Below are 16,780 nucleotides of genomic sequence, written 5' to 3' on the forward strand. Positions count from 1 at the left end.
GCCTTTTGCTGAGCAGGCAGTTTATTGATTATCAAGCTCAAAGCGCTCAAAGGTAGCTGTGGCCGAAGCTGGCCCCTGCGCCACCACGCCCACGCGCACGCCCCGGTCCCAGGGGGGTAGAAACTGGCCATCGGCGGGGTCGGCGGCGGGCAGCAGCTCGGTCCAGGTGCGGCCGTCGGGGCTGTAGGCGAAGCGGTAGTGGCTGCCATCCTGGTCCTGCACGCGCAGGTGCAACGCCGCCGAGGGGGGTAGGGCGGCCTCGGCCAGGGTGCGGGTTTTGCCGTCGCGGCGCTCCTGCACTTGCAGCTTGCCCCCGCCGGCCAGCACGCTCAGGGCGTTGTTGGGGTCGCCGAGAACGGCCAGGCCGGCAGTGGTGCCGGGGGGTAGCGCGCCGGGGTTGACCAGGATAGTAGTGGCCGCATAGCTAGCCACCAGCGTAGGCCGGCCCAGTGCCGTGCCGCCCTTGTCGGGCCGCGCCGTGAGATGCAGCTGGCCATTGCGCAGCGCGAACTGCGGCTTGTCCTCCACTGGCCATTCCCAGGTGGGTGCCAAGGCAGCGCCGGCAAACTCGTCGGCGGTGGCAGCCGGCACCTTGGCTGCAAGGGTGGGGGTCGTGTGGTTGTTCAGAAATTCGGGCCAGCCGCTTTTAGTCCACCCAAACTCACTGAGCACACCCTGCCGCCCCACGTTCTGGAAGCTGCCAGTCTGGTAGGCGTGGTGCAACATATACCAGTGGCCAGCGCGCTCGATAGGCGTGCCGTGGCCGGGGCAGGTCCAAACGTCGTTTTTGGTCAGGATAGGGTTGCGCTCGTATTTCTCCCAGGGGCCGAGCAGTTTTGTGGCGCGGGCCACGCCGGTGGCGTAGGTGCAGCCGGGGCCGCAACAGCCATTGGCGGCATAAAACAGGTAGAAATAGCCGCCGTGGCGCACCACGCTGGGGCCTTCCACGAGGTTGCCCTCCCAGGCGGCGGTGTTGCGGAAGAGCTCGGTTTTCTCGCCCACCAGCGCCGTGCGGTCGGCGTTGAGGCGTTGCGCCCAGAGGGGGGTAGGCTTTTTTTGGCTGTTGCCGTCCTCCTTCCAGATGAGATAGGGCTGGCCGTTTTCATCGCGCATGGGAAAGCCGTCGATGGAGCCGTCGGGCTGGCCCACCAACGGGCCGTGGTCGCGGTAGGGGCCTTCGGGGCGGTCGGCGCTGGCCACGCCCACGGCCAGGTTGCCGCCGCGCTTATGCGCCGTATAGAAGACATAGGTCTTGCCGTTCGGGTCGTGGTTGATTTCGGGTGCCCAGAAGTAGTAGTCGGCCCAGACGGGCCGCTCGGCCGGAAACACGTGCCCCACCAGGCTCCAGTGCTGTAAGTCAGTCGATTTCAGCAGTGGAAACGTCGGTCCCCAGTTCGAGGACGTGGCCGTGGCCCAGTACGTGTCGCCCACCTTGGTCACCGACGGGTCGGGATAGTCGCCGGCCAGCACGGGGTTGGCGATGGGGGTAGGCGCGGCGGCTTTGGCGGCCGCAACTTTGGTTTTTGCCGTAGCGTGCTGGGCGGCGGCGGGCACGGCCAGCAGCAACGCGCCCGCCAGCAAGGTGCGGGAGATGGTCGAAATCAGCATCCGGTAAAGGTCAGCGAAATTTTAACGGCGCGGGCGGGCGCGTGGCGTGGGCCTGGCGGCGGCCGGCAGCGGAGCGGTTTGGTAAAATGCCTGGCACTTGTCGCCTTCAAACTTGAGCGCCACCTCCAGCACCGTGAGGCCATCGACGCCGGGCAGCAGCTGCGAGCTATAGTTGGGGCAGGGGTTATCCTTGGCGTCGGGCACCGGCACGGGGGCGGGCACCTCCGTCCAAGGGCCCTGGCCACTTTGGGTATTTATCATGTACACGCGGCCATTGTCGGGGGCCACGGTGTTGTCGGTGTTATAGAGCAACAGCTGGCCAATGGCCAGCAGCTGGCCCTGCGGGTTGCCAGCCTGCGGGGCCCAGGCCACAGTGGGCGCGTGGGCAAAGTGGTGCCCGGCCGTGGACTCAATGCGCTGGCCGGGGTCAGCGGGGTTGCCCCAGCTCACGCCATCGGGCGAGGTGCGCAGGTAGGCGTCGCAGCCCAGGCCGCAGATTTCATAGCTCATCACGTAGCTGCCGCCGGGCAGGCGGCGCACAATGGCCATGCCTGGCCGCAGGTGCCCATCGGCCGTGCCCACGTCGATTGCTTCGGGGCCCCACGTCAGGCCGCCATCGGCCGAGACCTTGTGGGCTAATAACTGGTTGTAGCCCTCAGCTTTGTGCTCTTCGCTGGAATAATATACCACGAGCTGGCCCTGCGCATCGAGCCCAAACTCGGGCTCCCAAAGCCCGATAAAGCCGCTGACCGGTGTGCTGAAAAACTGCCAGCTGCGCCCACCATCCCCGCTGCGGTAGAGCCGGATGCTGCACGGCCCGCGCCCGCCCTTATCGGTGCCCACCGACGTGGCCCACAAGAGCGTGCCGGCCGGAGTAGCGCCCACCTGCTTAGGCACTTCAAACAGGCCCGAGCAGCACATGCCCGGTGGCGTCGGCTCGGCCACGTCAGTGAGGTGCTGCCAGGTTTTGCCATTGTCGGGGCTCTCATAGATGGCGCCGGCGCGGCCCGCGTCGAAGCTGGCCAGCAGCCGGCCGGCATTGGCCCCTTGGCTAAGCCGGATGACGCGGGGGTAGTAGTTGGGCCGGCTCAGGTCGAGCGCCTTTTGGGCGTGGGCCGCACTGGCTAGCATCAGCAGCCCGGCTAGCTGGAAACTACGAAAAATCTTTCTCATTGCTCAGAAATACAAGGTGTTAAGTTGCCAGCGCGCTTACTCGCCGGCTGGCCGGGTTTGCGGCGCGTTGATGGGGGTAGGCGTGCCGAAATTAGGCGAGTTGTCGGCGTTCCAGGTAAACTTTTGGATGCGCGGATTACGGTTATCACCGCAGCCCTGGCCCACCAGGTTGTTGGCGTGGTACACTAGCCAATCCTCGGTGCCATCCTTCGACTTAAAGAAGCCGTTGTGGCCCGGCCCGTAGGCCCCGCCCGCCGCGTTGGTACTAAAAACCGGCGTGGCCGATTTCGTCCAGGCGCTGGCTTTCAGCGGGTCGTCGGTGCTGGTCATGGTTAGCATTCCCAGGCAATAGTCGTCGGTAAAGCAGTGGCTGGCCGAGTAGATGAGGGACGTTTTGCCGCCGTGCTGAATAATTTCCGGACCTTCGTTCACCGGCAGCGGGCCCGATTCTTCCCAGGCATACTGCGGACTGCTCAGCTCCACGCGCGGGCCCGTGAGCGTCCACGGATTACTCATTTCCGAGATGTAGATACGCTGCGTATCGTTGGTATCGGTGCTGTGGCCCGACCAGAGCAGATACCGCTTGCCGCCCTGCTCAAACACGGTGCCGTCGATGGCCCAAAAGTCGGCCGTGGGGTTGTAGATGCGGCCCTTCTCGGTCCAGGTGCCGGTGGTGGGGTCAGCATTGGCGTTTTCGAGCACCCATAGGCGCTGGCCGCCGCAGCAGCTGCCCGGCCCGGCCGTGACGTAGATGTACCATTTGCCATCCAGAAAGTGCAGCTCGGGAGCCCACACATCGTGCGAGTTGGCGGCGCTGGTGGGCGTCCAGGCAATCACGATGGGCCCGCTGGCCAGTTCACTCATCTTGGGTGTTTTGCGAATGCGCACGTCGCTGCCCGTCGTGCTTAGGAAATAATAGTAGCCATCTTTCTGGTACACCCACGGGTCGGGGCCAGAAGCCAGCAGCGGGTTGGTGAAGGTGGTGCTGGCTACGGGCGTTGTGGGGGGGGTAGGGGCCGGCGTGACGCCCGTAGTCATCTCCTTGTGGCACGACCCCAAGCTCAGGCCCAGCAGCAGCAGAATGTTAAAAGAGGATTTTTTCATGCTGTACTTTTGATAGTTGAAATAATGACTTGGATTTAGCATCTGCTCAGTATTTTGCCAGCGTGGCAGCGGAATGAGGTAGAGCCACTTAGTGAAAAAATTAAGTAGTAAGACAAAAGTGATAAGTAGTAAAATTAACTTATTCGCTTGATTATCAGTTTGCCACGTTCTTGCTACTTGCTACTTAATTCTGGCTGCTTACTTAGTGCGCTACCACCAGTTTGTGCGTAACCACGGCTCCGGCCGTGGCGATGGTGACGAAGTAGCTGCCATTGGCCAGGTCGGCGGTGCTGGGCAAGCGTTGCGCACCCGTCCCGCGCAGCGTTTGCTGCTGCACCAGCCGGCCCAGGTTGTCCCGGATACTCACGCTGGCTTCCGTAAAATCAGCGCCCAAATCAAGCTGCACCGGCCCGGCCGTGGGGTTGGGGTAGGGAGCCGGCACAGAGGCGGCGTGGGCGGCGGCCGTCCCCAAGGTCGTGCGGTCAGCGTACTGAATGGCCTGGCCGCCCAGCTTGTTATTCAGCAGCTCATTGTTGGTGAAAGTCATGTGCGTATCGGCATACTGTACGAAGCGCTCCAGAATACCGTAGCCGTCGTTGTTGTTGCAGTGATTGTTACTGACAATCACGCCATCGCAGCCGCCGATGTTGTTCTGAAACGTCAACCCGCTCTTGAAGTGCGTGTAGTCCACGGTGTTGCTGTCGAAGCGCGTGCCGTTCGAAGCATCGGTGCCAATGCCGCCTACCCCCCGGTTATCGGTGTTGTTGAGGTGTATATAGTTGTTATACACGTAGTTGTTGTGGCTGTTCACGTCCACGGTCAGGCCCTCGGCGCCGTTCTCGTAAAGCTGGTTGTCGCGAACAACACCGTCCGAGTGGCCATACTGCGACACGCCTACCATATAGTTATAGTACACCTTGCAGCCAATCACGGTATTGAAGGCGCACACCGTATGGCCCCCGTCGAGCAGAATGCCCGCGCCCAGCGCCGCCGCGCTGCCGCAGTTATGCACGCTGCTGTTCGACACCGTGTTGTGCTGGCCATAGATGAGGATGCCCGCCTCCGGCAGGTTGCCGCCGTCCAGCTCAATGAGGTCAATGGTGTTGTTATTACCCGTTATCTCAAAAGCAGCGGCATTGTACGAATTGGGCGCCTTGCGCACCACCGCGCCCTGCTCGCCCCGAATGGTGATGCCGTCCTTGCCCAGGGGTAGGCGAATGGGCACGTTCACGTAGTGGCTGCCCGCCCGCAGGATAATCACGTCGCCCGCATTGGCTTGGTCCACCAGGCTTTGAAAGGCCGAGTTCTGGCTCGGCGCGCTCTGGTAAAAAGTCGTGGCGTGAACGGCCGTAGTCGCCAGCGTCAGCGCGGCGGCACCCAGACAAGAGAAGAGGTTTTTCATGAAAAAGAGGGGGGTAGGGAAAACAGTTTGTCGTTGCTTCGCGCTGCTCATAATGACAAACTGTTTTTGTGTAAATTTCAGGGTTAACATTCTAACTATCAGTACAATCACTTTCGTGTTTTTACCTGCCGCACCACCGGCGCGGGCACCGCCTCCACGGAGGGCGTGCCGTGGTTGGGCACCACGCGGGGCCAGCCATCCACGTACTCCAGGCGGTCCAGGAGCAGGACGCGGCGGGAGTCCTCCTGCTCCTTGTTCACGGCGGCGAAGGTCTTTTTCCGCGTGCTGATGGCGTGGTAGGCCAGCCAGTCGTGGCCAGCCGCATCGGTCACCACTGAGTTATGGCCAGGAGCCAGCCACCAGTCGTTGTGCACCAGAATGGCGCTGCCCGGCTGCCCCGTGGCCTGGGCCAGCGTCTCGAACGGCCCGGTGGCGGCGCGCGCGCGGGCCACCTGCACGGCGTAGTGGGCTTTATCGCCGCAACAGTTGTCGCCGGAGTAAAAGAGGTAGTACCAGCCGTTGCGTAGTACTACCCAGCTGCCTTCCACCAATTTCTGGTAATTATTGGCCCGGCGGCTGGAATCGGGAAACAGCAGGTCCTTCACCTCACTACCCGGCGCGAAGTGCAGGCGGTCAGCGGCCAGCTCCCGCACCTTCAGCGGCCCGAAGCCCGAACCCCAGTACAGCAGCCGCTGCCCGGTGGCCGGGTCGTCGAACTGCATGGGGTCAATGTTGACGAAGCCCGGCCCGCACTGCAAGGGCTCGGCCGTTGGCCGGAACGGTCCGGCCGGCGAAGTGGCCGTGGCCGTGGCCAGGCACAGCCCCGCGCCGGGGTCCTTGCTGTCCACCGCGTTGTCGGGCTTGGCCGAGAAGTACATATAGTACTTCCCGCCCGCCTCGCTCACGTGCGGGGCCCAGAACGAGTCGGTGGTGTGCGCCCAGGTGGGCTTCACCGGCAGCGCGTCGCCCACTAGCGTCCAGTGCACGAGGTCGGGCGAGCGCATCACCTGAATGTTGAGCACTTTACCCGCCCGGCGCGTTTCGGTGCCGTAGGCGTAGTAATACCCGTCGCGGGCATGAATAACGGTGGGGTCGGGAAAATCAGCATCCCAGACGGGGTTGGTGTAAGTGAGGGGGGTAGGGCTGGCCGCCACGCGCTGCGCAGTGGCCGGCTCAGCCGCGCCGGCCAGCAGCAGTGCCCCGGCCACGCCGGCCAGTTTTCCAGTCACTTGTAGCATAAGCATTTGTCGAGGATGCTGAAATTATCGCCAACGACAAGGCCGCCGGAATGCAGCGATTCCGGCGGCCCGTCAGGAGCAAGGGGGGTATGGATGGCCGCCCGCCGATGCGCAGTGGCTAGTAGCCGGGGTTCTGCTTCAGCTTGGGGTCGGCCGTGAGGTCGTTGCGCGGAATGGGCAGGTACTCCGACTTGCCAATCACGTAGTTGATGAAGTCGGGGTCGTGGCTGGGCACTTTGAGCACGTCAATGCTGGCCTGGTTGCTCAGCAAGCCCCAGCGCTTGAGGTCGAGCCAGCGGGTGCCTTCGCCGGCCAGCTCACATACCCGCTCGTGCATAATCTGGGTGCGCATTCCGGCCTGGTCGAAGGTGGTCGCCAGGGGCGGAATATCTACGGAAGGACGGGTGCGTACCTGATTAATGAGCGGCAAGGCCGCGCTCGTCTGCCCCAGCTCGTTCAGGGCCTCGGCCTGCATCAGCAAGATGTCGGCGTAGCGAATCAGGCGGAAGTTGATGCCTGAGAAGTAGTTCTCAAAATCCTGGGTGCGGTCATCCTCATACTTATGCCAAAAGGTGTCGGTAGTCGGCACGCCGCGCTGCTGATAGGTTTGGCCAAATAGCAACATGGGGTAGTGAAACTCGGTAATGTCGCGACGGGAATCAAACGCGTGCTTCGTCTTGCTACCGGATACCAGGCTTACGGTGGAGTCTTTAAACTCCGTCGCCAGCCAGGGCCGGGCGCGACCATCGGTCCAGCCGATGCCGGGAGGGCCAAAAAACTGGGGCCGCTCGAAGCCTTCGCTCGCACCAGCTACGTCCTGCCCGCCACCCTGGTTGACGCTGGAAAACTGGACCTCAAAGACTGACTCGCTATTGTTTTCGTTGGCCGTTGTGAAGTTATCCAAGTAGTTATCTACCAGCTTATACTTGCCGGAGCTGATAATTGCGCCGAGCATTGTTGAGGCCGCCTGCCACTTATGCTGCTGCATATAGAGGCGGCTCAACAGGCCCTCGGCCGAGCCCTTGGTGGCGTGGCCCACGTCGTTGCTCACGGGCAGGTCGGCGATGGCAGCCAGCAAATCCAGCTCTACCTGCGCCTGTCCCTGGTCCACAGTAACCTGGGGGGTAGTAGTGGTGACGGTAGAAGGGTCCAGCAGCATCGGCACGTTGCCGAAATGCTCCACTAGGTTGAAGTAGTACACGGCCCGCAGGAAGTGCGCTTCGGCTAGTATGGTTTTCTGCAACGTGGCGTCCATCTTGATGGTCGGCACGTAGGCCAGCAGCTGGTTGCAGCGGTATACGCCCCGGTAGTGGTCCTCGTAAATAACGCGGGTTGGCTCCAGGTTGTAGTCAAATTGCACGAACCGCGTGAAGTTGGCCAGGTCCGTCCACGGGCTCAGGCTGTAGCCTTCATCTGAGCGAATGTCGTTGGCAAAGTGAATCCAGCGGGCGTAGGTGCCCGGAAACTGGAGCGCCGAGTAGGCGGCTGTTAGGCCCGCCTGGGCGTCGGTCGAAGTTTGCCAGAAGTTGCCGACTGTAGGCTGGTTGGGGTTGACTTTGTTCAGCAAGTCCTTCTGGCACCCCGTGCTCAGCAGCAGGGTGCCGAGCAGAACGGTAGCGGTTGCTTTGTAAAAATTCATGACGATAAAAGCATTAAGTTGAGATTAAGCTAACGGCGGGGCTAAAAGCCCAGCTGAATACCCCCGATGTAAGTGCGCAGATTGGGGAAGGCACTGAAATCTACCCCGCGCTGAAAGAAGTCACCGTTGACAAATTCCGGGTCGGGGCCACCGTATTTCGTCATTGTAATCAGGTTCTGACCCGTCACGTACACCCGCAGGCTGCTAAAGCCTTTCACGCGGCCCAGCACCGACTTGGGAATGGTGTAGCCCAGCGTCACGTTTTTGAGGCGGGCGTAGGAGCCATCCTCCAGGAAGCGTGAGCTGCCGCGCGAGTTAGAGCCGGCCGCCGCCTGCAGGTCGCTGGTAGCGCCACCGGCCTGCAAAGCGCGGGGGGTCGTGGTCGAATGGTTGTCGGGCGTCCAGGGCTGGAAATCTGCCCGGAAGTTGCTGGGGTCGTCGGTGCGGTCCATCGTGGAGCGGGCCACATTAAACACCTGGTTGCCATACGAGCCCTGAATCAGGAACGACAGGTCGAAGCCCTTGTAGGCCGCGTTGGCGCTGAAGCCGTAATTAAACTTCGGAATATCAGTGTCGTAGTACACCCGGTCGCCATCGTTGATTTGACCGTCACCGTTTGTATCCTTGTAGCGCACGTCGCCGGGCTTGGCAAAGGGCTCAATTACCTGACCGGCCGCGTTCTTATAGTTGTTTACCTCATCTTGGGTCTGGAAAATCCCGTCGAACGGAATCAAAAAGAACGCCCCCACCGGGTGACCCGCCGCCGTCTGGGTTACGCCATCGCCGATTACCTGGCCTTCCTGGGCCAGTTGCAGCACCTGGTTTTTCACGGTCGAGAGGTTGGCCGAAAAGCCGTAGGTGAGGGCATTGCGGCTCTCTTGGTAAGTGGCCTGAAACTCCAGGCCCTTGTTTTGTATACTGCCGATGTTGGCGAACGGGTAGCTACCGGCATTGCCCAGATAGGCGGGTAGATAGGGATTAATCAGGGCACCCTTAGTGGTCGAATGGTAGTAGTCGGCCGAGAATGTTAGGCGGTCGTTCAGCACTCCGATGTCCAGACCCACGTCAGTAGTGTAGCGCGACTCCCACTTAATGCCTGTGCTGGGCAGGGCCGTCTGAATCTGGCCGTTGGTAATAACTTGGCCCCCAAACGGATAGTTGACGTTCTGGTTAATAACTCCTTGGTAAGCGTAGTTACCAAGGTTATCGTTGCCGTTTACCCCGTAGCTGCCCCGCAGCTTGAGGTTGCTGATGGCCGGCACCGCCTGTTTGAAGAAGTCTTCCTCGCTAATGCGCCAGCCCAGCGAACCCGCGCCGAAGTTGCCGTAGCGGTTTGTTGGGTCAAAGCGCGACGAGCCGTCGCGTCGGAAGCTGCCCGTCACCAGGTAACGGCTCTTGTAGTCGTACACCACCTGGGTAAAGTACGAGCGCTTGGAATATTCCTGAATACCGCCGAATACGTTGGTGGTGCCGGTGCCCGCGTCGAGCACGTAGCCATTCTGCGCCCCCGGCAGGTTGTTGACGAAGCTGCGAGCAGTGGCCCCGGAGTTCGTGTCCTTGCGGCGCTGCTCCGAGTAGCCCACCAGAAAGTTCACCCCGTGGTCGCCGAAGCGCTTATTGAAATTCAGGGTATTTTCCGCTAGCAGGAAGGTGTTGTCACCCCGGTTCTGCGTTAAAAACGACGGGTCGGTAGGCGCGTTCTGCGAGATGCGGCCGAAGCGCCGGGCATCGCTGTCCACGTAGTCCAGCGACTCTACCCCCACATTGAGGCGGTAGCTCAGGAAGTCGAAGAAAGAATACTCGGCCGTGACGCTGCCCTGCAGGCGGTTGTTGTACTGCGTGCGGGTTTCAATGGTCTGCGAACCCACCGGGTTGGTACCAAAGGTGTTGGCCGCCGGCGAGCCGTAGCCGTAGCCCGCCGTGTAGGGCGACTCATTCGGGTTATACACCGGGATGGTGGGCAGCAGGCGAATGGCATCCTGAAACGGCTGGCCGTTGGCCAGCGTCGTAAAAGCGTGCGCCAGTTGCATGGATTCAGTCACCTTGAGCTTACCATACGTCAGGCCCGAGTTAAGGCGTAGCGTGTAGCGGTTGAAGTCGGTGCCAATCAGCGCGCCCTTCTGGCTGAACACATCGCCCGAAATCAGGAAATTGGAGCTGTATTTATCACCCGTTGAGCCGCCCGACAGGTTGGCGCTATAGTCCTGCACCGAGCCGGTGCGCAGAATCTCGCTCTGCCAGTCGGTATCAGCGTAGTTTCCGGGGTTAGCTACCGAGCCGGGCAGGGGTAGGCCAGCGTTGTTATACGCCTGTTGCTCAATGGCCGCCCACTGCGCGGCGTTGGTCAGCTTCCAGCGGCTCACGGTGTTTTGCACGCCCGCATAGGCATTGACGCCCACTGTGGGCTTGCCCGGCTTGCCCCGGCGGGTCGTGATGATAATCACCCCGTTGGCCCCCCGCGAGCCGTAGATGGAGGTGGAAGAGGCATCCTTGAGGACCGTCAGCGAGGCGATGTCGGCCGGGTTCAGGTCCCGGATAACATCCGTCCACAGCCCGTCCACTACGTAGAGTGGCGCGCTACCCCCGTTGATGCTGCCCAGGCCCCGAATAACGATGCTCGGATTCTGACCAGGGTTGCCGCCGTTGTTGATTTGCACGCCCGTCACCCGGCCCTGAATAGCTTCGGTAATAGTGGCGACCGGGGCTTTCTTAGCTTCCGCTATGTTGGCGGTGCTCACGGCGCTGCTCAGGTTTTGGCGGTCCTGGGTAGTATAGCCCAGCACTACTACCTCATCGAGCTGCTTATTATCCTGCTGGAGCGTCACGGCCAGCGCGCGGCCATCGGTCGGGGCGGATACTTCCTGGGTCGTAAAGCCGATGGACGACAGCACCAGGGTGGCCCCGGCGGGCGCGTCGAGCGAGAATTTGCCGTCCGCATCAGTATTCGTGCCGGTGGTGGTGCCCTTCACGAGCACCGTCACGCCCGGTATTCCCTCGCCCTTGGCATCCACGATGCGGCCGGTAATGGGCGCAGCAGGCTGCAAACCTTTGTGAGCCAGCATCGTGGGCATTGCCAGGGGCGTAGCGGAGGCCGCTCCCAGCGGGAGGCAGCAAGCCAAAACGGGAATCAGCAACCGCCCGGTAGGGGGTATCAGCTTTTTCATATGGGTGGGATTGAAATGAAGTGAAGAGCAACGCAGTCAAAATCAGCCTTTTTTTGTGCAATCGTTTGCACTAATGTGCAAAAAAAAGGTAATTCTGGCAAAATGTGATTAGCAGGGGTGCCCTAACTGGTAGTAATAGGGCAGTAGAGATGATACATATTAGTTCCCTAAGTAGATTTAGTCTGGCATCGACATCAACTATGATGACGAGGACACAACTACATCCCAGCACTTTGCGGCGTAAAAGTAGCGGAATTTCGGAAAAAAGCAAGACTAAAAAGAGAATTTTTGGTAATCTGATTTTTTATTTTCGCTGTGATTTTTATACAAAAAACAGCTTAACAACTTTTTTCTGAGGTCCTCATTTCCAATTTGCGCCTTTCTACGCCAGGTGTGACTGGTAGTTTATTCCTGATTTAGGTGCCACGCCTCCACTGCCAGCACATACTAAATGGAGTAATTTCCAGGTAAGACTTTTTGCTTTATCGGTGAAGAAAATGTTAGCCAATGCTAATATTTTAGCAAAATAAAAAATTGATTGTCAACGTGTTGAAATAAATTTTTATTTTATATTTACCAAAAGAACAAATTTATTTTTATAATTATAAAATTAACGATAAAATGCAAACGTTTGCATTTTTTGGCTCCGCGCCTCAAGCATAATCCTCCTCAGTTGCCGACTGCTTTACGAAGGCTTGCTTAGGCTCGCTACTGGTTGAAAAACATTCACTAATTGAGGTTGCGGGTTAGGCACCTACTTCAGCAAGGGTGTGAGGGAAGATAAAAAGGCAAAGTTTCAAGGTAAAGCTCTGAGCAGTAGCGGCGTGAATGGACTTAGGAGTATAAGCTCCTCCGTAAAGTGAGCCAGCCAAAAGTAGAAGTCAGGCCGCTTGGCAAAATTCGTTGGGTGTTAAGAAGTTAAGGGCCTTGGGTAGTTATAATCGGGCTGCCAGCTTCGGCACTGTTCGCGCGCCTGGCGCAGACTGGTGAAGAGGTAGGCGTTGAGCAGTTCGCGGCGAAACGAGCCATTAAAGCGTTCAACATAGGCGCTTTGGGTCGGACTGACGGGCTGAACTAGTGTAAGTCAAGCTGTTGGTTCTGGCACCGGGTCTGGAGCACTTGGCTGATAAGCGCAGGGCTGCCCTACCCCCCTGCCGCCCGGCTCACGACCGGAATCAGCTCCAGCACGTCAGTGATGAGGGGGGGTAGGTGGCTGGCGAGCGGCGGGCTGGCCCGCAGCTGCTGGGTCAGCGGACCGTAAAAAATCAGTTGCGGCTCGGGGCACTGTTGGCGCAGGTCGGCGGCGTAGTGGGTTACTTCTTCGGGTAATAGTCCGGCGGTGAGCACCGTGAGCAGGGCGGCCGGCCGGTACGACTGGCAGGCGGCCGCCACGGCGGCCAGCGGTAGGTTCTGGCCCAGGTACAGCACCTGCTGGCCGCGGGTGCGCAGGGCATACACCAGAAAAAGCAGCGCCAGCTCGTGCAGCTCCCCTTCGGGCAAAAACAGCAGCCAGCGTGGGGCACCGGCCGGCGGGGCGGCCGGCAGCGCATCGAGCAAAGCCAGCAGCTTTTGCCGCACCAGCTGCGACACCAGGTGCTCCTGGGCCACGTTGGGCATCCCTACCTGCCAGGCCAGCCCGATGCGCTGAAGCAGCGGATAGACGAGTTGAAGCATCGCCGACTCGGGTCCGTGCTGGCTGATGGCGGCGGTCAGGAGCCGGTGCAGCAGGGGTTCGTCAAGGTCTAACATGGCTAGGGTCAGGGCGTTGAGCTGCGCCTCGTGGTTGTCCGGCACGGTGGCGGCAAGGGCCAGCACGGCCTGCGCCCGCTCCTGCTCGCTCAGCCGCATCACCCGCGAAATGCGCTGGCCGTGGCCGCACAGCGAGGCTACGTGCAGCAGGCGGCGCAGGTCCTGCTCATCGTAATAGCGGATGTTGGTGGCCGTGCGCCGGGGTTGCAGCAGGTCGTAGCGCAGCTCCCAGGTACGAATGGTGTGGGCCTTGATGCCCGAATACTGAGCCAGCTCGCGGATGGAATACTGTCGCACGGGTAACAACGGAAAAACGGGCGGCTGCCCGGTAGAGAGCCCCTAAATTACGTTGCCCGCCACAACGACCCGGTGCGGGCCGCCACGACGGGCAACGTAATTTAGGAACGCACTGGTTTAGAAAGACAGCCAGAACGGAGAAGCGATTAGTTGTATAGTAAAAATTGGATTTATAATAATATTATGGAGTAATTCAAATTTCAGCCGTCGAATTTTAATTTGACTAACAGCATTTTGCTGCCAGTCGAAAGTCGGTTTGCTAGTGTAGGCAGCCACTTGGGTGAGTGGTCAGCCCCTGGCGTAACTTGCGGGCTATGTCCGCTCCGCCCGTCATTACCACTATTCCGCTCGATTTGCTGCGCCAGTATTGGGGGCACCAGCAGTTTCGGCCGGGGCAGCAGGAGATTATCGAGGCAGTGTTGGCCGGGCGCGACGCGCTGGCGCTGCTGCCCACCGGCGGCGGCAAGAGCGTGTGCTTCCAGGTGCCGGCGCTGGCCCGGCCGGGCCTGTGCGTGGTCGTAACGCCACTTATTGCCCTCATGCGCGACCAGGTGGAAAACCTGCGCCAGCGCGGCCTCAAGGCCGAGGCCGTGTACGCGGGCATGAGCCACCAGGAAATCGACCAGGCGCTGGACAACTGCGTCTATGGCCGCCAGGTTAAGTTCTTGTACGTCAGCCCCGAACGACTACTCACCGACTTGTTTCGGGCGCGGGTAGCGCGCATGAGCGTGGGCTTGCTGGCCGTGGATGAGGCGCACTGCCTCTCGCAGTGGGGCTACGATTTCCGGCCGCCCTACTTGCGCATCGCCGAGCTACGGGCGCTGCTGCCGCCCGAGGTGCCGTGCATTGCCCTCACGGCCACGGCCACCGCGCAGGTGCGCCAGGATATTGTGGAGAAGTTGGCTTTCCGGCCCGGTTACGGCATTTTTACCCAAAGCTTTGCCCGGCCCAAGCTCTCGTACTCGGTGCTGCTGACCGAGGACAAGCAGCGCCGGCTCCTGGAAGTTTTACGGGGGGTAGGGCCGGGCAAAACCGGCATCGTGTACGCCCGCACGCGCCGGCTGGCCGAAGACACGGCCGCTTGGCTCAGCAAGCAGGGCCTGCCCGCCGCCGCCTACCACGCCGGCCTCAGCGCCGAGCAGCGCACCCGCACGCAGCAAAACTGGCTTGCTGATAAAACGCGCATCATCGTGGCTACCAATGCCTTCGGGATGGGAATTGATAAGCCCGACGTGCGGGTGGTGGCCCACCTCGACGCGCCCGCCACCCTCGAAGCCTACTACCAGGAGGCCGGCCGCGCCGGGCGTGATGGCCTCTATGCCTTCGCCGTGCTGCTCAGCGGCCCCGCCGATGCGGACGATTTGCGCCGGCAGGCCACGCTGGCCCACCCGCCGCCCGACGTAGTGCGCCGCGTGTACCAGGCGCTGGCCAACTACTCGCGCACGGCCGTGGGCGGCGGCGAGCTGGTGGCGTTCGATTTCGACCTGGGCGCGTTTGCCGAAACCTACCGCCTCAAGGCCGTCGAAGCCTACCAGGCCCTCAAGGTGCTGGAGCAGCAGGGCTTCGTGCAGCTCACCGAGGCCGTGAACCAGCCGGCGCGGGTGCAGCTCATTAGTAATCAGGAAGATTTGTACCGCTTCCAGGTGGCTAACGCGCAGCACGATTTGCTCATCAAAGCCCTGCTGCGGCTCTACGGCGGCGAACTGTTCGTGGCTTTTCAGGGCATTTCGGAAAGCAAGCTGGCCCAGCACCTGCGCCAGAGCACCACCGACGTAACGCGCCAGCTGCGCTACCTGCACGGCGCGGGCGTGCTGCACTACCAGCCGCGCCGCGAGCTGCCGCAGGCGCTCTTTACTACCCCCCGCTACGATGCCGCCCAGCTGCCGCTCGATGAGCGCCGCCTCAAAGCCGCCAAGCACCTGACTGAGCACCAGACGAAATCTGTCATTGACTACGCCGCCGGCACCATCCGCTGCCGCCAGCAAACGCTGCTCGACTACTTCGCCGAGCCCGACGCGCCCGCCTGCGGGGTGTGCGACGTGTGCCTGGCCCGCAAAAAAAACCGCCAAGCGCCCGCCGATTCCGCCGCGCTGCCCGCCGCCCTGCTGGAACTAGTGCGCGCCGCGCCGCTACTGCCCCGCGAGGTGGTAACCCGCTACCCCCCCGCCGAGGCCGAAGCCGTGACGGCCGCCCTGCGCGGCTTGGTGGAGCTGGGAAAAATCGCCTACGCGCCCGATGGCAAGCTGCGGGCGGCCGCTCGTTAATAATTCATAGGACTTACGCAAAAGACGTCTGTCCTTGCGAGCATGTTGCGCATTAAGCAAAGCGAAGCAATCGCCCCAGAACGACTGGCGCGGGTGTCGTTCTGGGGCGATTGCTTCGCTTTGCTCGCCATGACAGACGATTTGCGTAAGTCCTAATTCAATAAGTTTTGAGCATCCAATCATTGTCTTTTCGCTTGAAAAAAGCAATCGCCTGCTGAAGTTGTTTAGCTAGACGCAGCGGCATGAAGCCGCTACCTCACCCTTTAACGACTTGGTAAGATGAACATTGGAATAATTGGGGCCGGCCACATCGGCAGCGCCCTCGCGGTGCGGCTCACCAGCCTCGGCCACTCGGTGCTTATTGCCAACTCGCGTGGCCCCGAAACGCTGGCGGACGTGGCTAAAAAAACCGGCGCTACCCCTGCCACCGCCCAGGAAGCGGCCCGGCACGGCGAAATTATCGTGGTAACCATTCCGCTGAAAAATATTCCCGACCTGCCCAAAGACCTGTTCGAGGGCGTGCGCGCCGACGTGCCGATTATCGACACCAGCAATTACTACCCCCTGCTGCGCGATGGCCGCATAGCCGAGCTGGACGGCGGCGACCTCACCGAAAGCGAGTGGGTGCAGCAGCATTTGGGCCGGCCGGTGGTGAAGGTATTCAACAATATCTACGCCGCGCACCTCGAAAAATCGGGGAAGCCGGCCAGCACGCCCGGCCGCATTTCGCTGCCCGTGGCCGGGGCCGAGGGTGCCGCCAAGCAGCAGGTAATGGCGCTGGTAAATGAGCTGGGCTTCGATGCCGTGGACGACGGCACGCTGCATGAGTCGTGGCGGCAGCAGCCCGGCACGCCCGCCTACGGCACCGACTTGCCCGCCGCCGAGCTAAAGGCGCTGTTCACTAGCATGGGTACGAAGCGCACGCCGGAGCAACAGCAGCAATTCGCGGCCAACCACGCCGAGCAGGAACGCCAGATGATGAAGCAAATGCAGTCGTAGCCGGCTGATTTTGCTTTGTAAAATGCTTTAAAAGAAGGGGTTGGCTGAACGTCCATGCTAAGCCTTACGAAGCATGACCGTTCAGCCAACCCCTTCCTCTGTAATCAATCTACTAATGCTGATTCTCCATCGGGCGGCGTAAT

General features: G+C 61.0%; 10 protein-coding genes. 2 read left to right on the forward strand and 8 right to left on the reverse strand.

Annotated elements, in window-relative coordinates:
- Nucleotides 1–21: 21 nt before the first annotated feature.
- The 8 genes from A0257_20935 to A0257_20970 all read right to left on the reverse strand — a co-directional run bounded on the left by A0257_20935 (nucleotide 22) and on the right by A0257_20970 (nucleotide 13,383).
- Entirely contained in the window at nucleotides 22–1,482 is a 1,461-nt protein-coding gene (locus tag A0257_20935; protein ID AMR29886.1) for a glycoside hydrolase, read from the reverse strand.
- A gap of 147 nt (nucleotides 1,483–1,629) precedes the next feature.
- Nucleotides 1,630–2,781: a hypothetical protein gene (locus A0257_20940; protein ID AMR29318.1), complete on the reverse strand. Its 1,152-nt coding sequence runs from the start codon at nucleotides 2,779–2,781 to the stop codon at nucleotides 1,630–1,632.
- A gap of 36 nt (nucleotides 2,782–2,817) precedes the next feature.
- Nucleotides 2,818–3,885, reverse strand: coding sequence for a hypothetical protein (locus tag A0257_20945; protein ID AMR29319.1), 1,068 nt, complete (start codon nucleotides 3,883–3,885; stop codon nucleotides 2,818–2,820).
- Nucleotides 3,886–4,087: 202 nt separating this feature from the next.
- Complete coding sequence (locus A0257_20950; protein AMR29320.1) at nucleotides 4,088–5,287, reverse strand: hypothetical protein; 1,200 nt, start codon at nucleotides 5,285–5,287, stop codon at nucleotides 4,088–4,090.
- Nucleotides 5,288–5,394: 107 nt separating this feature from the next.
- Nucleotides 5,395–6,477: a glycoside hydrolase gene (locus tag A0257_20955; GenBank protein ID AMR29887.1), complete on the reverse strand. Its 1,083-nt coding sequence runs from the start codon at nucleotides 6,475–6,477 to the stop codon at nucleotides 5,395–5,397.
- Between the two features lie 166 nt (nucleotides 6,478–6,643).
- The gene (locus A0257_20960) at nucleotides 6,644–8,164 is read right to left on the reverse strand and encodes a hypothetical protein (GenBank protein AMR29321.1); all 1,521 of its coding nucleotides are present in this window, start codon (nucleotides 8,162–8,164) and stop codon (nucleotides 6,644–6,646) included.
- A gap of 41 nt (nucleotides 8,165–8,205) precedes the next feature.
- Nucleotides 8,206–11,328, reverse strand: coding sequence for a hypothetical protein (locus tag A0257_20965; protein ID AMR29322.1), 3,123 nt, complete (start codon nucleotides 11,326–11,328; stop codon nucleotides 8,206–8,208).
- A gap of 1,143 nt (nucleotides 11,329–12,471) precedes the next feature.
- Nucleotides 12,472–13,383, reverse strand: coding sequence for a hypothetical protein (locus tag A0257_20970; GenBank protein AMR29323.1), 912 nt, complete (start codon nucleotides 13,381–13,383; stop codon nucleotides 12,472–12,474).
- Between the two features lie 305 nt (nucleotides 13,384–13,688).
- Between A0257_20970 and A0257_20975 the strand changes: the two genes are divergently transcribed.
- Both A0257_20975 and A0257_20980 read left to right on the forward strand, forming a co-directional pair.
- Nucleotides 13,689–15,638 carry a recombinase RecQ gene (locus tag A0257_20975; GenBank protein ID AMR29324.1) on the forward strand — a complete coding sequence of 650 codons (1,950 nt, stop codon included), beginning with the start codon at nucleotides 13,689–13,691 and terminating at the stop codon, nucleotides 15,636–15,638.
- Nucleotides 15,639–15,917: 279 nt separating this feature from the next.
- Nucleotides 15,918–16,637: an NADP oxidoreductase gene (locus A0257_20980; protein AMR29325.1), complete on the forward strand. Its 720-nt coding sequence runs from the start codon at nucleotides 15,918–15,920 to the stop codon at nucleotides 16,635–16,637.
- The last annotated feature ends 143 nt before the right edge of the window (nucleotides 16,638–16,780 follow it).

This window comes from Hymenobacter psoromatis (genome assembly GCA_001596155.1).
Lineage (GTDB): Bacteria > Bacteroidota > Bacteroidia > Cytophagales > Hymenobacteraceae > Hymenobacter.